This window comes from Mesorhizobium sp. WSM4822, assembly GCF_055811155.1.
Window position 1 is genome coordinate 55524 of record NZ_JBVVQM010000019.1, and the last position, 22147, is coordinate 77670.

The 22147-nt window shown below is 63.3% G+C and carries 17 protein-coding genes; 4 read left to right on the forward strand and 13 right to left on the reverse strand.

What is annotated here, in order from left to right:
* Positions 1-64: 64 nt before the first annotated feature.
* Positions 65-493, reverse strand: a complete 429-nt coding sequence (locus AC0L3E_RS31195) for an Lrp/AsnC family transcriptional regulator (RefSeq protein WP_292337749.1) — start codon at positions 491-493, stop codon at positions 65-67.
* 115 nt (positions 494-608) lie between these two features.
* On the opposite strand from AC0L3E_RS31195, the gene AC0L3E_RS31200 reads away from it, so the two are divergent.
* Positions 609-1712, forward strand: a complete 1104-nt coding sequence (locus AC0L3E_RS31200; RefSeq protein WP_473606458.1) for a saccharopine dehydrogenase family protein — start codon at positions 609-611, stop codon at positions 1710-1712.
* A gap of 233 nt (positions 1713-1945) precedes the next feature.
* On the opposite strand, the gene lpdA is transcribed toward AC0L3E_RS31200, so the two are convergent.
* The 4 genes from lpdA to AC0L3E_RS31220 all read right to left on the reverse strand — a co-directional run bounded on the left by lpdA (position 1946) and on the right by AC0L3E_RS31220 (position 7209).
* On the reverse strand, positions 1946-3343 hold the full coding sequence (gene lpdA, locus AC0L3E_RS31205; protein WP_473606459.1) for a dihydrolipoyl dehydrogenase: 1398 nt from the start codon (positions 3341-3343) through the stop codon (positions 1946-1948).
* Between the two features lie 289 nt (positions 3344-3632).
* The gene (locus tag AC0L3E_RS31210) at positions 3633-4958 is read right to left on the reverse strand and encodes a dihydrolipoamide acetyltransferase family protein (RefSeq protein WP_473606460.1); all 1326 of its coding nucleotides are present in this window, start codon (positions 4956-4958) and stop codon (positions 3633-3635) included.
* Position 4959: 1 nt separating this feature from the next.
* Positions 4960-5973, reverse strand: coding sequence for an alpha-ketoacid dehydrogenase subunit beta (locus tag AC0L3E_RS31215; protein ID WP_292456971.1), 1014 nt, complete (start codon positions 5971-5973; stop codon positions 4960-4962).
* A 3-nt stretch (positions 5974-5976) separates the two neighbouring features.
* Complete coding sequence (locus tag AC0L3E_RS31220) at positions 5977-7209, reverse strand: thiamine pyrophosphate-dependent enzyme (protein ID WP_473606461.1); 1233 nt, start codon at positions 7207-7209, stop codon at positions 5977-5979.
* 448 nt (positions 7210-7657) lie between these two features.
* Between AC0L3E_RS31220 and holA the strand changes: the two genes are divergently transcribed.
* A complete protein-coding gene (holA, locus tag AC0L3E_RS31225; protein WP_292567617.1) occupies positions 7658-8704 on the forward strand; it encodes a DNA polymerase III subunit delta in 1047 nt (348 codons plus the stop codon).
* Positions 8705-8913: 209 nt separating this feature from the next.
* On the opposite strand, the gene AC0L3E_RS31230 is transcribed toward holA, so the two are convergent.
* From AC0L3E_RS31230 to mnmE, 5 genes are all read right to left on the reverse strand, one after another.
* Positions 8914-9804, reverse strand: coding sequence for a ParB/RepB/Spo0J family partition protein (locus AC0L3E_RS31230; protein WP_128308636.1), 891 nt, complete (start codon positions 9802-9804; stop codon positions 8914-8916).
* Between the two features lie 69 nt (positions 9805-9873).
* Positions 9874-10674 carry a ParA family protein gene (locus tag AC0L3E_RS31235; RefSeq protein WP_081738757.1) on the reverse strand — a complete coding sequence of 267 codons (801 nt, stop codon included), beginning with the start codon at positions 10672-10674 and terminating at the stop codon, positions 9874-9876.
* 52 nt (positions 10675-10726) lie between these two features.
* On the reverse strand, positions 10727-11359 hold the full coding sequence (gene rsmG, locus AC0L3E_RS31240) for a 16S rRNA (guanine(527)-N(7))-methyltransferase RsmG (RefSeq protein ID WP_128308635.1): 633 nt from the start codon (positions 11357-11359) through the stop codon (positions 10727-10729).
* Complete coding sequence (gene mnmG, locus AC0L3E_RS31245; protein WP_473606462.1) at positions 11356-13236, reverse strand: tRNA uridine-5-carboxymethylaminomethyl(34) synthesis enzyme MnmG; 1881 nt, start codon at positions 13234-13236, stop codon at positions 11356-11358. Before mnmG ends, rsmG begins: the two co-directional genes overlap by 4 nt.
* A 473-nt stretch (positions 13237-13709) precedes the next feature.
* Positions 13710-15041, reverse strand: coding sequence for a tRNA uridine-5-carboxymethylaminomethyl(34) synthesis GTPase MnmE (gene mnmE, locus AC0L3E_RS31250; protein ID WP_128308633.1), 1332 nt, complete (start codon positions 15039-15041; stop codon positions 13710-13712).
* Between the two features lie 64 nt (positions 15042-15105).
* On the opposite strand from mnmE, the gene AC0L3E_RS31255 reads away from it, so the two are divergent.
* Positions 15106-17124: a thioredoxin domain-containing protein gene (locus AC0L3E_RS31255; RefSeq protein ID WP_473606463.1), complete on the forward strand. Its 2019-nt coding sequence runs from the start codon at positions 15106-15108 to the stop codon at positions 17122-17124.
* A gap of 254 nt (positions 17125-17378) precedes the next feature.
* Here AC0L3E_RS31255 and rho read toward each other — a convergent pair whose 3' ends face one another.
* The 3 genes from rho to hemE all read right to left on the reverse strand — a co-directional run bounded on the left by rho (position 17379) and on the right by hemE (position 20634).
* Positions 17379-18644, reverse strand: a complete 1266-nt coding sequence (gene rho, locus AC0L3E_RS31260; RefSeq protein ID WP_013528732.1) for a transcription termination factor Rho — start codon at positions 18642-18644, stop codon at positions 17379-17381.
* Positions 18645-19066: 422 nt separating this feature from the next.
* Entirely contained in the window at positions 19067-19603 is a 537-nt protein-coding gene (gene hemJ, locus AC0L3E_RS31265; protein WP_473606464.1) for a protoporphyrinogen oxidase HemJ, read from the reverse strand.
* On the reverse strand, positions 19603-20634 hold the full coding sequence (hemE, locus tag AC0L3E_RS31270) for a uroporphyrinogen decarboxylase (RefSeq protein WP_473606465.1): 1032 nt from the start codon (positions 20632-20634) through the stop codon (positions 19603-19605). Before hemE ends, hemJ begins: the two co-directional genes overlap by 1 nt.
* Positions 20635-21039: 405 nt before the next feature.
* Here hemE and AC0L3E_RS31275 point away from each other — a divergent pair, with 405 nt between their 5' ends.
* The gene (locus AC0L3E_RS31275; protein ID WP_127320737.1) at positions 21040-21861 is read left to right on the forward strand and encodes a pyruvate, water dikinase regulatory protein; all 822 of its coding nucleotides are present in this window, start codon (positions 21040-21042) and stop codon (positions 21859-21861) included.
* Positions 21862-22147 lie beyond the last annotated feature (286 nt).

Here is a 22147-nt window from a genome sequence, read left to right on the forward strand (position 1 = left end):
CCGGTCGAACCGACCCCCTCTGGCCTGCCGGCCATCTCCCCCTCGAGGGGGGAGACCAGCAGCTTCACCGATCAATCCGCGTCGACAGGATGATTGACGACAGGGTCCGCTCGACCCCATCCATGGCGCCGATCTGGTCGAGCAGCATGTCGAGGTCCCGGATCGACGGCGCGTCGACGATGACGATCATGTCGAAATTGCCGCTGACCGAATGCAGCGTCCGGACCGGCGCCAAAGCTCGCAGGCCGCGCACCACCTTGTCGGCGAGCTTGGGCGTCACGGTGAGCAGTACATGCGCCCGCACCAGCCCCTGCTCGTAGTCCGGCGCCAGCCGCACGCCATAGCCTGATATGATGCCGCGCTGCTCCAGCCGTTCGATTCGGCTCTGTACCGTTGTCCGCGAGACGCCAAGCCGCCGCGCGAGCTCGGCGGTCGAGGCGCGCGCATTCTCGCGCAGCAGGGAAAGCAGGGCCTGTTCGGCGTCACTGAGCATTTCGACGATTCCTCTCGGCGGACTGGCCAATAGATGGTTTCGTTTCGAACAAAACCACGCTTCCATTCGACGGGCAAGCTGCGAATCTGGGCTCACAATCAGTGAGGGATCGGTCATGAAGAAAATTGTCGTTGTCGGCGCCGGAAAGATCGGCTCGGCCATTGCCGAGATGCTCGCCGCCACGGGGGATTATCAGGTCACGCTCGTCGACCGCTCGGCGGCACAGCTCGCTTCCGCCGAACTGCCGGCCACGGTTGCGACGCTGGAACTCGACATCGAAGCCGCCGGCACGCTTGAAGCCGCACTCGCCGGCAAATTCGCGGTGCTCAGCGCCGCTCCCTTCCATCTGACCACCCGCATTGCGGAAGCGGCGGCAACCGCCGGCGTGCATTATCTCGACCTGACCGAGGATGTCGTCTCGACCCGCCGGGTCAAGGAACTGGCGCGTTCGGGCAGAAGCGCCTTCATTCCGCAATGCGGCCTGGCGCCGGGCTTCATCTCGATCGTGGCCAACGATCTCGCCAGCCGTTTCGATTCGCTGGAGAGCGTGCGCATGCGCGTCGGCGCTTTGCCGCAATATCCCTCCAATGCGCTGAACTACAATCTGACCTGGAGCACCGACGGCGTCATCAACGAATATTGCGAGCCCTGCGAGGCGATCGTCGAAGGCGAGCTGGTCGAGGTGCCGCCACTGGAAGAGCGCGAGGAGTTCTCGCTCGACGGCGTCACCTACGAAGCGTTCAACACCTCCGGCGGCCTTGGCACGCTGGCCGAGACGCTGAAGGGCAGAGTGCGCACGCTGAACTACCGCACCATCCGCTATCCCGGCCACGCCGCGATCATGAAGGCGCTGCTCAACGATCTCGGCCTGCGCCACCGCCGTGACGTGCTGAAAGACATTTTCGAGAGCGCCCTGCCGGCGACGCTGCAGGACGTGGTCATCGTCTTCGTCACCGTCTCCGGCCGCAAGAACGGCCGCCTGCTGCAGGAGACCTACGCCAACAAGATCTACTCCAGGCGCATCGGCGATCAGGTGCGCAGCGCCATCCAGATCACCACCGCCTCCGGCATCTGCGCCGTGCTCGACATGCTCGCCGACGGCAGCCTGCCGGCCACGGGCTTCATCAAGCAGGAAGACATCGCGCTCGACGCGTTTCTGGCCAACCGCTTCGGCCGCGCCTATGCGCAGCATGAGATGGTGAGCCGGCTGGCGGGGTGATCAGCGTCTCTCTCTTGTGAGAGGCTGGCGGGACAGTGCCCCCCTCTGCCCTGCCGGGCATCTCCCCCTCTAGGGGGGAGATCGGCTGTCATCTTAGATTTCGCCAATTTTCAAAGTCTTGGAAGAGGCGGGTTGCCCGAAACTGCTGATCTCCCCCCTTGAGGGGGAGATGTCCGGCAGGACAGAGGGGGGCGAGTGTCCCGCCAGCATCACCGCCTTTGCACTATCACGAATCAAACATGCAGCGCGTGCCCCAGCGCCTTGAGCGCCGCTTCCTGGAATCCCTCGCCTTGCGTCGGATGGGCATGGATGGTGCCGGCAATGTCCTCCAGCCTGGCGCCCATCTCCAGCGCCAGGCCAAAAGCCGCCGCCAGTTCCGAGACGCCCTGCCCGACCGCCTGGATGCCGAGCACCAGATGGTTGTCCGCGCGCGCGACGACCCGAACAAAACCGTCCTCGCCGAGCTTGGTCATCGCCCGGCCGTTGGCAGCGAACGGGAACATGCCGATCTTGATCTCGCCGCCGAGCGCCTTGGCCTCTTCCGGCGACAGGCCTGCCGTCACAAGTTCCGGATCGGTGAAGCAGACGGCGGGTATCGAGCGCTTGTCCCAGTTGCGCTTGTGACCGGCGGCGATCTCGGCGACCATCTCGCCCTGGGCCATCGCCCGGTGCGCCAGCATCGGCTCGCCGGTGACGTCGCCGATGGCGAAGATGCCGCGCATGGAGGTGCGGCACTGGTCGTCGATGCGGATGAATTTGCCTGCCCTGTCGAGGTCGATCTGCTCGAGCCCCCAGCCTTCGGTCACCGGCTTGCGGCCGACCGTGACCAGGATTTTTTCGGCGGCGACCTTGGCGCTTTTGCCATCCGAGGTCTCGACCAGCAGCGCGTCACCCTTGGTTGAAAGCCCCTTGGCCTTGGCGCCCAGCATCACGTCGACGCCGAGCGTGGCGAGCCGCTTGACCACCGGCCGGGTCAGCTCCGCGTCATATTGCGCCAGCACCCGCGGCAGGGCTTCCACAACGGTCACTTTGGCGCCCATCTTGGCGAAGGCCATGCCGAGTTCCAGCCCGATATAGCCGCCACCGACGACCGCGAGTTTTCTCGGCACGTCGCTCAGCGCCAACGCCTCGGTGGAGGAAATCACCGACCCGCCAAAGGGCAGGAATGGCAGCTCGACCGGCGCCGAGCCGGTGGCGATGACGATCGTCTCGGCGCGGATGATCTGCACGCCGGTCTCGGTCTCGACCGCGACGGTCTTGCCGTCGCGAAAGCTCGCCCAGCCATGCACGGTCTTGACTCCTGCCTTCTTGAGCAGGCCGGCGACGCCGCTGTTGAGCCGGCTGACGATGCCGTCCTTCCAGGCGATCGTCTTCGCCAGGTCGAGCGTCGGTGCGGTGAGCGAGATGCCGAGCGGGCTCTTGCCGCCTTCCATGTGCGACACCTTCTCGAACTCCTCCGCCGCGTGGATCAGCGCCTTGGACGGGATGCAGCCGACATTGAGACAAGTGCCGCCCGGTTTGCCGGCTTCGACGATCACCGTGTCGACGCCGAGCTGTCCGGCACGGATAGCGCAGACGTAACCACCGGGACCGGCGCCGATGACCAGCAGCTTACAGGAGATTTCTTTCATCTTGGCATCCTAACTCGTTGCCGCGCTGGATCGGAAAGAATGCTCTGTTGCGTTCCTTCGCGCCCCCCTTGAAGCGCGTAATCTCCCCCCTCGAGGGGATGTCGCCGAAGGCGACAGAGGGGGTCGCCGCGCGTAGAGCGCCAGCCCGCATCTGTCACGCAAGGCCGTCGCGTCCAGTCGTACCGACCCCCTCTGGCCTGCCGGCCATCTCCCCCTCGAGGGGGGGAGATTACGCCTTCCACCGCTTTCGCTAGAGGGGCGCTGTCCCGCCGGCATCTCGATCATCACCTCAATCCACGAAAATCAGCGCCGGCGTTTCCAGCAGCGTCTTGATCCGCTGGATGAACACCGCCGCATCCCACCCATCGATCACCCGATGGTCGAAGCTGGACGACAGGTTCATCATCTTGCGCGGGATGAACTGGGTGCCGTCCCACACCGGCCGCACCATCATCTTGTTGACGCCGATGATCGCCACTTCCGGATGGTTGATGACCGGCGTCGTCGCCACGCCGCCCATGGCGCCGAGCGAGGTGATGGTGATGGTCGAGCCGGACAGCTCGTCGCGTGTCGCCGTGCCGGACTTGGCCGCCTCGGCCAGCCTGATGATTTCTGCGCCGCACTCCCAGATGTCGCGCGCCTCGGCATGTTTGACGACAGGCACCACCAGCCCCGACGGCGTCTGCGCGGCGATGCCGATATGGATGCCGCCATGCTGGTGGATGATGCCGGCCTCGTCGTCGAACAGCGAATTGAGATTGGGCTGGTCCGCTATCGCCTTCACCATGGCCCGCATCAGGAACGGCAGCAGCGTCAGCTTCGGCCGCTCCACGCCACCCTTACCTGGGCGCTTCTCCTTGTTGAGCGCGGCGCGCAATTCCTCGAGTGCTGTAACATCGATCTCCTCGACATAGGTGATGTGCGGGATGCGCGATTTGGACAGCGACATCTTCTCGGCGATCTTGCGCCGCAAGCCGACCACCTTGATGTCCTGGATCGCATCGTTGCGGGCGAGGCCGGATGCCTTGGCAACCTGCGGCCCGCGCGCCAGGAACGCTTCGATGTCCTCATGGCCGATGCGGCCGGCCGGGCCGGATCCCGCAACCTGCCTGATATCGATACCGGCTTCTTTTGCCCGCAGGCGCACGGCAGGCGAGGCCAGCGGTCTTTCGCCCTCGGGACGCGGTGCACCGGAGATGGGAGGCTGGGCCGTGCTTTTCGGCGAGGCCGCCGGTTTCACCTTGGGCTCGTCGCTCTTTGGCGATGTCTTCACCACCGGCGCAGCAGCCTCGGGCTTCGGGGTCGGAAGTTTTGCCGGCGGCTCAGCGGACACCGCTTCCACTTCGCCGCCTTGCGGCTTGGCATTCCCCTCGCCCGCCACCTTCAGCCGCACGATCGGCGACCCGATCGCTACCGTGTCGCCGATCTCGGCGCCCAGCCACAGGATTTCGCCGTCGACCGGCGACGGGATTTCGACCGTCGCCTTGTCGGTCATCACAGCAGCAAGCACGGTGTCCTCGCGCACCATGTCGCCGATCTTGACGTGCCATTCGACCAGCTCGGCCTCGGCGACACCTTCGCCGACATCGGGCAGCTTGATGATGTGTTCGCCCATCTCAGGCTCCCATGGTTTCAAGCAAGGCACGGCCGACCCGGGCGGGGCCGGGGAAATAGTCCCATTCCTGCGCATGCGGATAGGGCGTGTCCCAGCCGGCAACGCGCGCGACCGGCGCTTCGAGGTGATAAAAACAGTTTTCCTGCACCAGCGCCGACAGCTCGGCGCCGAAGCCGGACGTCAGCGTCGCCTCATGCACGATGACGCAGCGCCCGGTCTTCTTGACCGAGGCGACGATCGTGTCGAGGTCGAGCGGCAAAAGCGTCCTGAGATCGATGATCTCGGCATCGATGCCGGTTTCTTCGACGGCCGCCTGCGCGACATAAACCATGGTGCCGTAGGCGAGCACGGTGAGGCCCGAGCCTGCCCTGCGGATCGCCGCCTTGCCGAGCGGCACAGTGTAGTGGCCGTCGGCGACCTCGCCGAGCTCATGTTTCGACCACGGCGTCACCGGCCGGTCGTGATGGCCGTCGAACGGACCATTGTAGAGCCGCTTCGGTTCGAGGAAGATCACCGGATCGGGGTCTTCGATCGCTGCGATCAAAAGCCCCTTGGCGTCATGCGGGTTGGACGGCACCACGGTCTTCAGCCCCGACACATGGGTGAACAGCGCTTCCGGGCTCTGGCTGTGCGTCTGGCCGCCGAAGATGCCGCCGCCGGTCGGCATGCGCACCACGATCGGGCAGGTGAAATCGCCGTTCGAGCGATAGCGCAGTCTAGCTGCTTCCTGGGTCAGCTGGTCGTAGGCCGGATACATGTAGTCGGCAAACTGAATCTCCACGCAGGGTTTCAGGCCATAGGCGGCCATGCCGATGGCCGAGCCGACAATGCCGGATTCGTTGATCGGCGCATCGAAGCAGCGGCTCTTGCCGTATTTGGCCTGCAAGCCCTGCGTGCAGCGGAAGACGCCGCCGAAGAAGCCGACATCCTCGCCGAACACGACGACTTTGTCGTCGCGCCCCATCGATACATCCATGGCATCGCGAATGGCCTCGATCATGGTCCGTCTCGGCATGGCTCAGACTCCCGCCTGCTGGCGCTGGCGTCTGAGATGCGGCGGCATTTCGGCGTAGAGGCCCTCGAACATGTCGCGCGTCGACGGCTTGCCGCCGGCATGCAGCGTGCCGTGGCTTTCCGCTTCCTTCTGCGCCGCGATGACCGTGTCGAGGATTTCCGCCTCGGCCTGCGCGTGACGCTCGTCCGACCAGACACCGAGCGCGATGAGATGGTTCTTCAGCCGCACAATCGGGTCGCCGAGCGGCCAGGCATCGGATTCGGTTTTTGGCCGGTAGGCCGAGGGATCGTCCGAACTCGAATGCGCGCCGGTGCGGTAGGTGACATATTCGACCAGCGTCGGCCCGAGATTCTTCCGCGCCCGCTCCGCCGCCCATTTGGCCACGGCGTGGACGGCTAGATAGTCGTTGCCGTCGACGCGCAGCGACGGGATGCCGAAGCCGAGGCCGCGGGCGGCGAACGTGCCCGAACCGCCGCGCGCGATGCCTTGGAAAGTCGAGATCGCCCACTGGTTGTTGACGACGTTGAGCACCACGGGCGCCTTGTAGGTCGAGGCGAACACCAGCGCCGAGTGGAAATCGGATTCGGCCGTCGAGCCGTCGCCGATCCAGGCGGCTGCGATGCGCGAATCGTTCGATATCGCCGAGGCCATCGCCCAGCCGACCGCCTGGATGTACTGCGTCGCCAGATTGCCGGAGATCGAGAAGAAGCCGTGCTCCTTCGACGAATACATGACCGGCAATTGCCGGCCTTTCAGCGGGTCGGCCTCGTTGGAATAGATCTGGTTCATCATCGTGACCATGGGATAGCCGTCGGCGATGAGCAGCCCTGCCTGGCGATAGGTCGGGAAATTCATGTCGCCCGGCGCCAGCGCCTTGCGGAAGGCGCAAGCCACCGCCTCTTCGCCCAGATGCTGCATGTAGAACGAGGTCTTGCCCTGCCGCTGCGCCATCTGCATGCGCGCATCGAAAGTCCGCAGCGTCATCATGTGGCGTAGGCCGGCCAGCAGCTCGTCGCTTGAAAGCAGTCCGGCCCAGGGACCGACGGCCTCGCCAGTGCGGTTCAGCACGCGGATGATCGAGAAGGCATGATCGCGGATGGTGCGCGGATCGACATCGATTTCGGGGCGCGGCACCGAGCCGGCCTTCGGGATCGGCACATTGGAGAAATCGGGCGTTCCGCCCGGCCGCACTTCCGGTTCCGGAACGTGAAAACGCAACATCCCAGCATCGGCCATGACCTTTGTCCTCCAATGTTGCCTGGTGCCGATATTTGCATATCTGCACCGCCAGGCCAGTGCGAATTCGTCGGGTAGCCTTCGGACGTCGGTTCCGGCCGCGCCGGCCGATCCAGCCTCCCACGCACCAAGATGAAGATATGTCGGCGAAATTTCTTGTCGATGTTGGGCGCCGGCGCGCAATTAGAGAGAAGGTTGAGCCGGGTTCGCTGGCAGATAAGGTGATTGGGGAAGCGCGAAGCGTAATCTTCTCCCTTGAGGGGGAGATGTCGCCGAAGGCGACGGAGGGGGTCGCCGCGCATGGAGCGCCAACTTCTTCTTTCGGCGCATAAAATGTCGCATCCAGTCGAACCGACCCCCTCTGGCCTGCCGGCCATCTCCCCCTCGAGGGAGGAGATCACGCACACCCCGGTTCACCCCACGCCCGCATCATGCTAACCAACCCGCCATGGCACAGAAGAAAGCTTACGAGGTCGACGGCTGGCTCGCGAAGCCGGACCAGCGCATTTCGATCGTCCTGCTTTACGGCCCCGATCGCGGCCTCGTCTCCGAGCGGGCGAAGGCATTTGCCGGCAAGACCGGCCTGCCGCTCGACGATCCCTTCTCGGTGGTCAGGCTCGAGGGTTCGGAGGTCGACCGCGACGAGGGCCGGCTGCTCGACGAAGCCCGCACCGTGCCGATGTTTTCCGATCGGCGCCTTTTGTGGGTGCGCAATGCCAGCGGCCAGAAGGCATTGGCCGACGACGTCAAGGCGCTGACGGCGGAGCCGGCGCGCGATGCGATCATTCTCATCGAGGCCGGCGATCTCAAGAAAGGCGTCGGATTGCGCGCCATCGTCGAGGCGGCCGACAACGCCATGGCGCTGCCTTGCTATGCCGATGAAGCGCGCGACATCGACGGCGTCATCGACGCCGAACTGAGCAAGGCCGGCATGTCGATGACCATGGAGGCGAGACAGGCGCTGCGCCGCAATCTCGGCGGCGACCGGCTGGCCTCGCGCGGCGAGATCGAGAAGCTCGTGCTCTATGCACATGGCCAGAACGAGATCGGACTGGAGGAGGTCAAGGCGATGTCGGGCGACGTCTCCGGCGCCTCTTTCGACGACGCGGTCGACGCGCTTCTCGAAGGCAAGATCGGCGACTTCGACACTGCCTTTACCCGCCATTGCCAGTCCGGCGGCCAGCCTTTCCTGGTGCTGTCTTCGGCGATGCGGCAGTTGCAGCAGATCCAAATCATGCGCGGCCAGATGGAGTCCGGTAACCGCAACGCCGCCTCGGTCGTTGCCGCCGCCCGCCCGCCGGTGTTTTTCTCCAGGCGCAAGCTGGTCGAGAAGGCACTGGAGCGCTGGAGCACCGACGCGCTCGGCCGCGCGTTGACCCGGCTGCAGACGGCGGTGTTGCAGACACGACGGCGGCCGGACCTTTCCGTGGCGCTGGCACGGCAGGCATTGCTGGGGATTGCGGTGGAAAGCAGCAGGCTGGCGCAGCGCGCCTGATCTCCCCCCTCGAGGGGGAGATGTCGCCGAAGGCGACAGAGGGGGTCGTTGCGCGTGGAGCGCTGGCCTCCTCTTCGTTTTCACAAGGGCGCCGGCGCTTGGTGTGAGGCGACCCCCTCTGGCCTGCCGGCCATCTCCCCCTCAAGGAGGGAGATTAGCGGCGTCGCCGATTTTCCCAAAATCCGGCCTGAAGATAATTCGCCGGCTAATTATCGTTCCTGCTTCAGCCGCCTGCACAACTCATCGAGCTGTTCCAGCGAGCGATAGGCTACCCGCAGCACACCGCCTCTGCCCTTGTGATCCACCGAAACGATCATGCCGATCGTATCGGTCAACAGTTTTTCCAGCGCCAGCGTGTCGGCGTCCTTTTCGTCAGGACTTGGCGCCGGCTTGGCTTCCCTGGCGCTGCTGGTGCCGGCCGGCATCTGCGCCAGCGCTTCGGCCTGGCGCACCGAAAGTCCTTCTTCGACGATGCGCTTAGCAAGGCCGGCCGGATCTTCCGCCGTCACCAGCGTGCGGGCATGGCCCGCCGACAGCGCGCCGTCGACCAGCATGTCGCGGATCACATCCGGCAGCTTCAAGAGCCTGAGGGTGTTGGCGACATGGCTGCGGCTCTTGCCGATCACCTGGCCGAGATCGGCCTGGGTGTAGCCGTGCTCGTCGATCAGCTGCTGATACCCAAGTGCTTCCTCAACCGCGTTGAGGTCGGTGCGCTGGACGTTCTCGATGATCGCCAGTTCGAGCGCGGTGCGATCGTTGACCTCACGGATGATGACCGGGATCTCGGACAGCCCGGCGCGCTGCGCCGCGCGCCAGCGCCGCTCGCCGGCGATGATCTCGTAGCGTCCGGCCTGTGTCGGCGAAGGCCTCGCCACCACCGGCTGGACGACGCCGTGTTCGCGGATCGACTGGGCGAGGTCGGTCAGCTCGGCGTCGCCGAAATGCCGGCGCGGATTCTTCGGATTGGGGGTCAGGAACTCGATCGGCACCTTGCCGTCGGCGCTCATGCCCCGTTTTTCCGGCGCTACTGGGCGATCGATCTCGCCGATCAGCGCCGCTAGCCCACGCCCCAGTCTTTTTCTCGAAAGGTCTTCGCTCATCTTTATTCCAGTTGGCTATTCCAGGTCGTTTCGGTATCGAATCGGCTCTTGACTATGCGCCCGGCCTCATCAAGCGGCGCGTAACTTGCGCTCGCGGCGGATCACTTCCGACGCCAGTTGCAGATAGGCCTGGCTGCCCGAGCATTTCAAATCGTAGAGGATCGCCGGCTTGCCGTAGGACGGCGCCTCGGACACCCGCACATTGCGCGGGATGATGGTCTCGTAGACCTTGTCGCCCATATGCGCCCGCACATCCTGCACGACCTGGTTGGCGAGATTGTTGCGGCCGTCATACATGGTCAGCACGATGCCCTGGATGGTGAGATCCGGATTGATCGAGCGCCGCACCTGCTCGACCGTCTCCAGCAACTGGCTGAGGCCTTCGAGCGCGAAAAACTCGCATTGCAGCGGCACAAGAACGGAATCGGCCGCAGCCATTGAATTCAACGTCAAAAGGTTGAGCGATGGCGGGCAGTCGATCAGCACATAGCCAAAGGGTGCGCCGCGCTCGGTCGCAGCGCGCAGCGCGTTGCGCAGCTTGAGCACCCGGTCGGGCGCGGAGGCGATCTCCATTTCGATGCCGAGCAGATCGAGCGTCGACGGCACGATCGACAGGCCCGGCACGGCTGTGGGGATGGCCGCGGCTTCCAGCTCCAGCTCGCCGGTCAACACGTCATAGGACGACACCGTCCGGTCCTTGCGGTCGATGCCCAGACCGGTGCTGGCATTTCCCTGCGGATCGAGATCGACGATCAGCACCTTTTCGCCGATCGCAGCCAGCGCGGTCGCCAGATTGATGGCGGTCGTCGTCTTGCCGACACCGCCCTTCTGGTTGGCTACGGTGATGATTCGGGGGCCATTCTTCATCATGGGTTTATGCCAGAAATTCATTTTGGGCGCCAAATCGCCTGTCAGTGACGGATCAGACAGGTCGCAGGTTGGACAATTCCAGGATGACGCCGCCAACGTCGGTCACACTTGGATGTTCTACCAGATCGAAGGACCATCGGTGAACGCTTTCTTGCACTTCGGTGCGGTAATCCCGGCCTTTGTGGAACAGGCCGCGCGCGCCCGAAATCAGCCAGGGCGCCGACAGGTCCAGCAAGGTCGAAAGCGGAGCCAGCGCCCGCGCCGTGACGATTTGCGGCGTCGAAACCAGCGCATGGCTGTCATCGATGCGGCGCGCCACGACCCGCGCCGGCAGGCTGAACTGGCCGACGACGGTCTGCAGGAAGGATGCCTTTTTGCGATTGCTTTCAACCAGATCGATGCTGGCGCCGTCGCGCTCGGCAAGCAGGAAGGCCATCACAAGGCCTGGAAATCCGCCGCCCGAGCCGAGATCCACCCAGCGTGTGGCTTGAGGCTCTATGCGCGCGAGCTGCGCGCTGTCCAGGATATGGCGCTGCCAGACATCGCCCGACGTCGACTGCGCCACCAGATTGATGCTGCGGTTCCATTTTTGGAACATCTGCTCGAACGCCACCAGCCGATCGAATGTTTCACGTGAAACCGGGCCTGCCGCGTCCTGCAGGCTCCCTAGGGAAATACTACTCACGCAACATCCTTTTGTAGGCGCTGGGCGCTCTCTGCATGGCGGACATGCGCGACAATGATCGCCAGCGCCGCCGGCGTCATGCCTTCCATGCGCTGGGCATCGGCGATGGAGCGCGGCCGCCGCGCATGCATCTTCTGCTTCAGCTCGTTCGACAGACCCGGCACTCCGGCGAAATCGACCGTCTCGGGGATCAGCCGGCTCTCCTCATGCCGGATCTGCGCCACGTCGGTCTTCTGGCGGTCGAGATAGACAGAATACTTCGCTTCCGTCTCGAGGCGCTCCGCCGTCTTGCCGTCGATCGCCGCAAAGCGCGGATCGACGCCAGCCAGCCAAGCGACGTCGACGTCGGGATAGGAAAGCAATTCATAGCCGGACCGGCGCACGCCATCCCGGTTGATGTCCAGCCCGTGCCGCGCCGCCTCATTCGGCGTCATGGCGAGCGACTTCGCCAAATCCCGCGCCTCATCCAGGCTTTGCATGACCTGCCCGTAGCGCTGCATGCGCTGTGCCGAGGCGATGCCCAGTTTCGCAGCCAGAGGCGTTAGTCGCTCATCAGCATTATCGGCACGCAGCGATAGCCGGAACTCGGCCCGTGACGTGAACATCCGGTAGGGCTCTGCGATGCCGCGACTGGTCAAATCGTCGACCATCACGCCGATATACGCCTCGGTGCGGCTGAGCACGATTTGCTCGCTCCCCGCCGCCCGCCGCGCCGCATTGAGGCCTGCGAGCAGGCCTTGCCCGGCTGCTTCCTCATAGCCGGTCGTGCCGTTAATCTGCCCGGCGAGGAAGAGACCACCGATGCGCTTCGTCTCCAGCGTCTGATGCAGTTCGCGCGGATCGACATGATCATACTCGATGGCATAGCCGGGCTGCAGCATGATTGCGCGCTCCAGCCCCGGAATGGTTTTCAATATATCGAGCTGCACATCTTCGGGCAACGAGGTGGAAATCCCATTGGGATAGACGGTATCATCGTCCAGCCCTTCCGGCTCCAGAAAGATCTGGTGCCCGTCCCTATCGCCGAACTTGACGACCTTGTCCTCGATCGACGGGCAATAACGCGGCCCAACGCCCTCGATCGAGCCGGAATACATGGCCGAGCGGCCGAGATTGGCGCGAATCAGCTCATGCGTGGCCATCGTCGTGCGGGTGATGCCGCACTCGATCTGCGGCGTGGTGATGCGGTCGGTCATCAGCGAGAACGGCACCGGATCCGCATCCGCGGCCTGGCTTTCCAGCGTCGTCCAGTCGATGCTCCGGCCATCGAGCCGCGGCGGCGTCCCGGTCTTCAGCCGTCCAAGCTTGAAGCCTGCGCGGTCCATCGTCGCCGAGAGCCCAAGACTGGCCTGCTCGTTCATGCGGCCGGCGACAATCTTCTTCTCGCCAACATGAATAAGCCCACGCAGAAAAGTTCCGGTCGTCAGCACGACCGCGCCACAGCCAAGCCGCCTGCCGTCGGCCAGGAGAACAGCCGTGATCCGCCCATCGGCGATCTCAAAATCCAGAACCTCGCCTTCGACCACGTCGAGATCGTTCTGCTGCCGAATCGCTTCCTGCATGGCAAGGCGATAAAGCTTCCTGTCGGCCTGCGTACGAGGGCCGCGCACGGCGGGACCCTTGCGGCGGTTGAGCAGGCGGAACTGGATGCCGGCCGCATCCGCCACGCGCCCCATCAGGCCATCCATGGCATCAATCTCGCGCACCAGGTGGCCCTTGCCGAGCCCGCCGATCGCCGGATTGCAGGACATGACCCCGATCGTATCAAAGCGCAGCGTCACCAGCGCGGTCTTGGCACCAGCGCGCGCGGCAGCGCTGGCCGCCTCGCAACCCGCGTGACCGCCGCCCACCACAACCACATCATAGTGATTGGTCATCACAAACTTCCCAGATTCGAATGATTGAGGGACACATGTCCCTGCGAGGCTTGGCTGTCAAGAAAACTCCGCGAGTCGTTTCACGTGAAACAGCCTTGCACCGCCATCGCGTGTGTTTCACGTGAGTCATCGGGGCACCGATGTTTCACGTGAGTCGCACCTTGCCGCTGCTCGAAGGTCTTACCCAAGCGTTCGCAACGTTCGTCATCCTAGGGCAAAGCAGGAGCGAAGCGACGTCGCGGAGACCCTAGGATCCATGCCGTGATCTTGGCCAAAGAGTACAGCGGATCAGAATTCTGCACCGTGGCGCGCGCTCAGAAGTCGCGGCATGGATCCTCGGGTCTGCGCCGCGTCGCTACGCTCCTTGCTCCGCCCGTGGATGACGAAGCGATGGGGCGTTCCGCAAACGGTCCATCAAAATCTCTGCATCGACAAACTGAGTCATTTTACGAGAGCGCATCGTTTCACGTGAGTCATTTCCCAATGCAGAACTGTGAGAAAATCACGTCCAGCATGTCCTCCACGTCGATGGCGCCGACAATACGGCCCAGGCGATCTGCTGCAAGCCGCAACTCCTCGGCGCGCAATTCCTGCCCGACGGTCCGGCCGTCGGTTGCGCGAAGCAGGTGACTATTCGCTGCGCCAAGCAACTCGACGTGGCGCAGGCGCGACGGCAGGACATCGCCGACGCTGCCGGCTGCTTCCGCTGCCCGCCGGCCGATTTCCCCCAGCAGTTCCTCGACGCCCGTCCCGTTCTTTACCGAAATGACAAGGGCATAATCCTCCGTCGCGTCACTCGCCGCGCGGTCTTCCAGCAGATCGAGCTTGGTGCCTACGCGCAAGGTCGGCGCCACAGTCGGCAGCTCGCCGACATCTCTTGGGTTCGCGATGTCCTGCAGCAAGAGCAAGAGATCGGCACCATGCGCCTTGGCCCTCGCCTTCTCGATGCCGATCGCCTCGGCCTTTCCCGGCGCATCGCGCAATCCGGCCGTATCCGTAAGCCGGACCCGCAGCCCCTGAAGATCAAGTGTCACTTCAAGCAGATCCCGCGTCGTGCCGGGTTCATCCGTTACTATAGCGGCATCCCGCCGGGCCAGGGCATTGAACAGACTCGACTTACCGGCGTTGGGCGCGCCAAGGATGACGACCTCGAAGCCGTCGCGAATGATCTCGGCGGCGCGAAATCCGGCAATGTGCCGGTCGATCTCGCCGATCATAGTTTTGACATCGAACCAAATCGTATCCGAAACGGAACCGGGAACATCGTCCTCATCGGCAAAATCGATCTCGGCCTCGATCATGGCGCGGGCGTGGATCAGTCGGCGGCGCCAGCCGAGATAGAGTTCGCTGAGAACGCCTTCGGCATTTTGAACGGCAAAACGCCGCTGCGCCTCCGTCTCGGCATTGACGAGGTCCGCCAGCGCCTCGGTCTCGACCAGGTCAACCTTGCCGTTGAGAAAGGCGCGGCGCGTGAATTCGCCCGGTTCCGCGTGCCTGACGCCGTCGAAACCAGTAATCGTCTCCAGCATCCTGACCACCACGGCGCGTCCGCCATGAACGTGGAATTCCGCCACATCCTCGCCCGTAAAACTGGCCGGTCCGGGAAAGAAGACGACCAAGCCATTATCGAGCACTGTTCCATCGGGCGCTGTGAATCTGCGCAAGACCGCGACGCGGTCTTTAACCATACCCCCGGCAATCGTTTCGACTACGAATCGAGTCTGTGGGCCGGAAATACGGATGACGGCGACGCCGGCCGGCAGCCGGCCGCTCGACAGCGCTACGATGGAATCGCCTGAAATCATTTGCCCGCTCTACCGAACCGCCCTAGCTTTACGCCCATCAGCCAATCGCACCCGAGTTTGCCCAGTGACGCTGCCCGCGCAAAACCTGCTTGCTGAAGAAGCCAGCCCCTATTTGCAGCAGCACAGCGGCAATCCCGTCCACTGGCGGGCCTGGTCGCCGGCTTCGCTCGAAGAGGCCAAGGCGCTGGACAGGCCGATCCTGCTCTCGGTCGGCTATGCCGCCTGCCACTGGTGCCACGTCATGGCGCATGAAAGCTTCGAGGACCATGGTGTCGCCGCCGTCATGAACCGTCTGTTCGTCAATATCAAGGTCGACCGCGAGGAACGCCCCGACATCGACCAGATCTATATGGCCGCGCTCTCCGCGATGGGCGAGCAGGGTGGCTGGCCGCTGACCATGTTCCTGACGCCGGACGGCAAGCCGTTCTGGGGCGGCACCTACTTTCCGCGCGAGCCGCGCTACGGCCGCCCCGGTTTCATCCAGGTGATGGAGGCGGTGGACAAGGCCTGGCGCGAGAAGCGGGCGAGCCTCAACCAGAGCGCCGACGGCCTGACCACACATGTCCAGGCACGGCTCGCCGGCTCGCAAGCGAAAACAGGGCTCGATCGCGACACGCTGGCTGAGCTTGCCAAGGGCATAGACGGCATGATCGACCGCGATCTGGGCGGCTTGCGTGGCGCGCCCAAATTCCCCAATGCGCCGTTCATGCAAACGCTGTGGCTGTCCTGGCTGCGCGACGGCAACGCCAGTCATCGCGACGACGTTCTCAACAGCCTCGAACAGATGGTCAGCGGCGGCATCTACGATCATATCGGCGGCGGGCTCAGCCGTTACTCGACCGACGCCGAGTGGCTGGTGCCGCATTTCGAAAAGATGCTTTACGACAATGCCCAGCTGATCCGCTTCTGCAGCTGGGCCTATGCCGCAAGCGGCAACGAGTTGTTCCGGGTCCGAATCGAAGAGACGATCGGCTGGCTGCTGCGCGAGATGCGCGTCGACGGCGGCGCCTTTGCCGCCAGCCTCGATGCCGACAGCGACGGCGAGGAAGGGCTGTTCTACACCTGGAGCCGAGAAGAGGTCGAAGCTGCCATCGGGGAAGATTCCACCTTGTTTTTCAAATACTTCACCCTCTCCAGCCCGCATGGCTGGGAAGGCAAGCCGGTCGTCCACCAAACCCTGTCCCAGCAATCGCACTATGTGATCGATCGCGCAGAGCTCGGCCCGCTCAAGGCGAAACTCCTCACCGTGCGGGAACAGCGGGTCAGGCCCGGTCTTGACGCAAAGACCCTCACCGACTGGAACGGCCAGATGATCGCAGCGCTTGCAGAGGCCGGCCGTTCGCTGGCGCGGCCTGACTGGATCGATGCGGCGGCAAAGGCCTTTGCCCACATCAGCACCGCCAGCCGCGACGGCCGTCTGCCGCATTCGATGCTCGGCGCTAGAAAACTATTCCCTGCTTTGTCCAGCGACTATGCCGCCATGGCCAACGCAGCGATCTCGCTGTCCGAGGCCACTGGGAATTGGAGCTATGTCGACCAGGCCGGCCAGTTCGTCGAACAGCTCGACCACTGGCACGCCGACAACGAAAAGACAGGTTACTACCTGACCGCTTCGGACAGCACCGACGTGCCGATCCGCATCCGCGGCGATGTCGACGAAGCGATTCCCTCCGCCACCGGCCAGATCATCGAGGCACTGGTCCGACTGGCCTCCGTCACCGGCAATCTCGACCTGCAGGAAAGGGCCTGGCAAGTTGCCGAGCACGCCGCCGGCCGCGCGGCGCACCAGGCCTATGGCCAGGCCGGCATCGTCAACGCCTGCGCGCTGGCGATCGAGCCGCTCAAGCTGGTCATCGTCGATGCGCTTGACGATCCAAAGCTCGTTCCGGTTGCGAATCGAAGTCCGGACCCCCGCCGCGTCGACATTGTCGTGCCGATCGGTACGGGTACGAATCGACCCTTGCTGCCTGGCGGAATCCTGCCGCCGACCAACGAGGCGGGTGCATGGTTGTGTACTGGGCAGGTGTGTTTGCCGGTCGTGACGGATGCTGAAGAGTTGGAACGATTGTTGCGAGGGCTATAAGGGGCAACGCACTGCTTGATCAGCCCAAAATTGCGGCGCTGGCGCCGCCCCTCATTGCCCTGCCGGGCATTTCTCCCCGTATAGGGACCGGGAGAAAGACGCCGTCATGGACGGTTTCGCCAATTTTCAACGCAGCAGAATGAGCGCCGAGGGTGCGGCCATCTCCCTTCTCCCCGTCACTATACGGGGAGAAGGTGCCGGCAGGCGGATGAGGGGCAGCGCAAGCAGTTGCCCGTTGGCCTTCGCCAGTCCTCTTACGTGTTCATCGAATCGAAGAAATCCGCATTGGTCTTGGTCTGCTTGAGCTTGTCGATCAGGAACTCGATTGCGTCGGTGGTTCCCATCGGCGCCAGGATGCGGCGCAGCACGAAGATCTTCTGCAGATCCTGCTTGGAAACCAGCAGGTCTTCCTTGCGGGTGCCGGACTTCAGGATGTCCATGGCCGGATAGATGCGCTTGTCGGCCACCTTGCGGTCGAGCTGGATTTCGCAGTTGCCGGTGCCCTTGAACTCTTCGAAGATGACTTCGTCCATGCGGCTGCCGGTATCGATCAGCGCGGTGGCGATGATGGTCAGCGAGCCGCCTTCCTCGATGTTGCGGGCGGCGCCGAAGAAGCGCTTCGGCCGCTGCAGGGCGTTGGCGTCGACACCGCCGGTCAGCACCTTGCCGGATGACGGCACGACGGTGTTGTAGGCGCGGCCGAGACGGGTGATCGAATCGAGCAGGATGACGACGTCGCGGCCATGTTCGACCAGGCGCTTGGCCTTCTCGATGACCATTTCGGCGACCTGCACGTGGCGCACTGCCGGCTCGTCGAAGGTCGAGGAGATCACCTCGCCCTTCACCGAGCGCTGCATGTCGGTCACTTCTTCCGGCCGCTCGTCGATCAGAAGCACGATCAGATAGCATTCCGGATGGTTGGCGGTGATCGAGTGGGCGATGTTCTGCATCAGAACCGTCTTGCCGGTACGCGGCTGCGCGTTGATCAAGGCGCGCTGTCCCTTGCCGATCGGCGCGACCAGGTCGATCACGCGGGCCGAGATGTCCTTGGTGGTCACATTCTCGATTTCCATCTTCAGCCGCTTGGTCGGATAGAGCGGCGTCAGATTGTCGAAGTGGATCTTGTGACGGATCTTCTCGGGATCGTCGAAATTGATGGTGTTGACCTTGAGCAGCGCGAAATAGCGCTCGCCCTCTTTCGGGCTGCGGATCGGCCCTTCGACCGTATCGCCGGTCTTCAGCGAAAAGCGCCGGATCTGCGACGGCGAAATATAGATGTCGTCGGGACCTGGCAGATAGTTGGCGTTGGCGGAGCGCAGGAAGCCGAAACCGTCCTGCAGCACCTCGACCACACCATCACCGATGATCTCGATCTCCTGGGCGGCCAGCTTCTTCAGGATCGCAAACATCAGTTCCTGCTTGCGCATGACGCTGGCGTTTTCGACCTCGAGCGATTCGGCATAAGCGATCAGCTCTGGCGGTTTCTTGTTCTTGAACTCGGCGAGTTTCATTTCTTGCATAGACGGACCTTGAATAGATGGAGTCTGGGTAGGCTTTGGGAAAATATCGGCGGGATGCGACAAATGCCGGGCGCGGCCGAAAACAATGAGGGGCGGCGCATGACGGGAAGGAAGACCCGTCTTTTATCGTCGGTCGGGTGAAAGAGCAAGCTGCGTTTTAACAGCGGCAATTACAAGTCACAGTCGACTGGGAAGCGGTCAATCGGAGATGTCGGCGCCGCCCCTCATTGTCCTGCCGGACATTTCTCCCCGTATAGAGACGGGGAGAAAGGGGCAGGTTCAGCGCGGGCGCCCTTTCCGGCCACGCTGATGATTGGCGAAACCATCGATGACAGCGCCCCTCTCCCCGTCCCTATACGGGGAGAGGATGCCGGCAGGCAGGTGAGGGGCAGCGCCAACGCTTGAAGGCATCAGTCGAACCATCAGAACGGCTTGACCACCACCAGGATGACGATTGCGATCATCAGCAATGTGGGGATCTCGTTGACCATCCGCCAGTGCCTGGCCGGTTTTTCATTGCGGTCCTCGGCGAATTTGCGCACCGCGCCCGCGAGATAGCCATGCATGGCGGACAGCAAAAGCACCGCACCGATCTTGGCATGCAGCCAGCCGCCCTGGAAACCGAAACCCTTCCAGGCGAGCCACAGGCCGAACACCCAGGTGACGATCATCGCCGGGTTGATGATGCCGCGCAGCAGGCGCCGCTCCATCACCTTGAAGGTCTCCGATTGCACCGAGCCCTTCTCGGCATCGGCATGATAGACCAGCAGCCGCGGCAGATAGAGCATGCCCGCCATCCATGAGATGACGGCGAGGATATGGATCGCCTTTGCCCAGAGATAGAAGCTGCCGGGTGCCGCGAAATACAAAAGCGCGGTGAGAACGACCAGCACCGCGATACCTGACATCATCCGCATCATCGCCTGACCGGTGCTGTTCGTGTTTTTCATCTCAGCCATCAGCGTGTCGCGCTCCGCACCTGTTTCACCATCGCCTCGACATGGGCGATCGGCGTCTCCGGCGTGATGCCATGACCGAGATTGAAGATCAGCGGTCCGTCTCCCAGCGCTCCCAGGATCGCCTCGACGCCATCCGACAGCGCCTTGCCGCCAGCCACGAGCCGCAAGGGATCGAGATTGCCCTGAACCGCACCCGAGCGCTGCAATTCCTTCGCCGCGATCAGGGGTACCGTCCAGTCGATCCCTAGCGCCGTCACGCCGGTCTTCTGTCGATATGTCCGGTAGCGCGAACCGGCACCCTTGGGAAAACCGATGATCGGAACATCGGGATGAACCGCCCGCACCCGGCCAACGATCTCGGCCATCGGCTGAACGCAGAACAGGTCGAAACTCTCATCGTCCAGCACGCCGGACCAGGAATCGAATATCTGCACCACATCCGCACCCGCCTCGATCTGGCGGATGAGATAGGCGGCCGAATGTTCGGCAAGCATCTTCAGCAATCGTTGAAAGGCCACCGGTTCGCGATAGGCAAAAAGCCGCGCCGGCGCCTGGTCGGGCGTGCCATGACCGGCGATCATGTAGGTCGCCACCGTCCACGGCGCGCCGCAGAAGCCTATCAGGGTTGTCTCTTCGGGCAGTTTGGCCCGCAACCGGCGAACCGTCTCGTAGACCGGTTCGAGATTCACGTGAAACACCTTGCTTTCCAGAGCCAAAATCTCCGGCGCGGTGATCGGCGTCAGCAGCGGCCCTCTGCCCTCTTCGAAGCGGACGTCACGGCCAAGCGCATGCGGAACGACAAGGATATCGGAAAACAGGATCGAGGCATCGAAACCAAAACGCTCGATCGGCTGCAAGGTCACTTCGACCGCAAGGTCGGGATCATAGCAGAGGTCCAGGAACGAGCCCGCGCGTTTGCGTGTCTCCCGATACTCCGGCAGGTAGCGTCCGGCCTGACGCATCATCCAGAGCGGAGGCGGAAAATGAGCCTTGCCCTTCAGGACATCCAGCATGATCCGGTTCTGGGGCATCGGGTGCTCGCTTCTCCCAGCCTCTTCTATAATCAAAGATTCTTATATCTAAGATTCTTCTGATTCTAAGAGTCTGTTGGTTCTGGTGGTTGTCACCTGTCCCGCTTTGCCCCGGAAAACGCCAGCCAACATATTGTCGCGTGCTTCTTTTTCCCAGATGTAAGGTTCTGGGGATAGCTCGGAATCGGTCAATCGAGTCAAAGTGTTAGGCACAGTGGTGAAAAGCAGGTCCTGTGGACGGCCCGTAGTCGAAAAAAGCCGTCCCCAAACTTGTCCCCAGTCACCCGACGAAGCTGACAGCGCATCGAATTGTGGACAAACTGCCATCTGATACAGTCGCCTCCGGCAGGCCAGTCTTTTCATCCCGCTTTATCCACAGAAGCCCACAGCCCCAGGTGACCCCCTGTGAACAAACCCCAGAGCTTCTTCCACCTGCACCTGATTTCGGACGCGACCGGCGAAACGCTGCTCGCCGCCGGCCGGGCGGCTTCGGCGCAGTACAAGGACGCGCGCGCCATCGAGCATATCTATCCGCTGATCCGCACCGAAAAGCAGGTGGCGAAGGTGTTCGAGGACATCGAGGAGGAGCCGGGCATCATCCTCTATACGGTCGTCGACCAAAAGCTGGCGCGTGGCATCGACGAGCGCTGCGCGGCCATGGGCCTGCCCTGTGTATCGGTGCTGGAGCCGGTGCTGACCGTGTTCCAGTCCTATCTCGGCACCCCGGCCGGCCGCCGCGTCGGCGCCCAGCATGTCCTCGACGCCGAATATTTCCGCCGCATCGACGCGCTCAATTTCACCATGGACCATGATGACGGCCAGTTGCCGCTCAACATGGACGATGCCGATGTGGTGCTGATCGGCATTTCTCGCACGTCGAAGACGCCGACCAGCATTTATCTCGCCAACCGCGGCATCAAGACCGCCAACATCCCGATCGTGCTCGGCGTGCCGGTGCCGGAAAGCCTGGTTGCCGCCAGCAAGCCGCTGATCGTCGGGCTGATCGCCACCGCCGAACGCATCTCGCATGTCCGGCAAAACCGCATCCTCGGCAACAGCGGCTCGTATGAGGCATCGGATTATGTCGACCGCGCCGCAATCGGCGAAGAGCTCGCCTATGCCCGCAAGATCTGCACGCGCCACGGCTGGCCGATGATCGACGTCAGCCGCCGCTCGATCGAGGAAACGGCGGCGGCGATCGTTGCCCTGCGGGGGAAGAATAGATAGATGAGCGAGGAGTGCGTTTTCCGAGTCTTCCCTGGCGGAAATTCGGCGCCGCCCCTCACCTGCCTGCCGGCATCCTCTCCCCGTATGGAGACGGGGAGAGGGCGCTGTCATTGATGGTTTCGCCAATCGCGACTGTGGCTGGAAACAGCGCCAGCGCTGAAGCTGCCCCTTTCTCCCCGTCTCTGTACGGGGAGAAATGTCCGGCAGGACAATGAGCGACTATCTGTGGTGTCAAGTTGCATTGGCGAACTCCATGCGCGCATCGCGTGCTTTTGCATTGAGAATG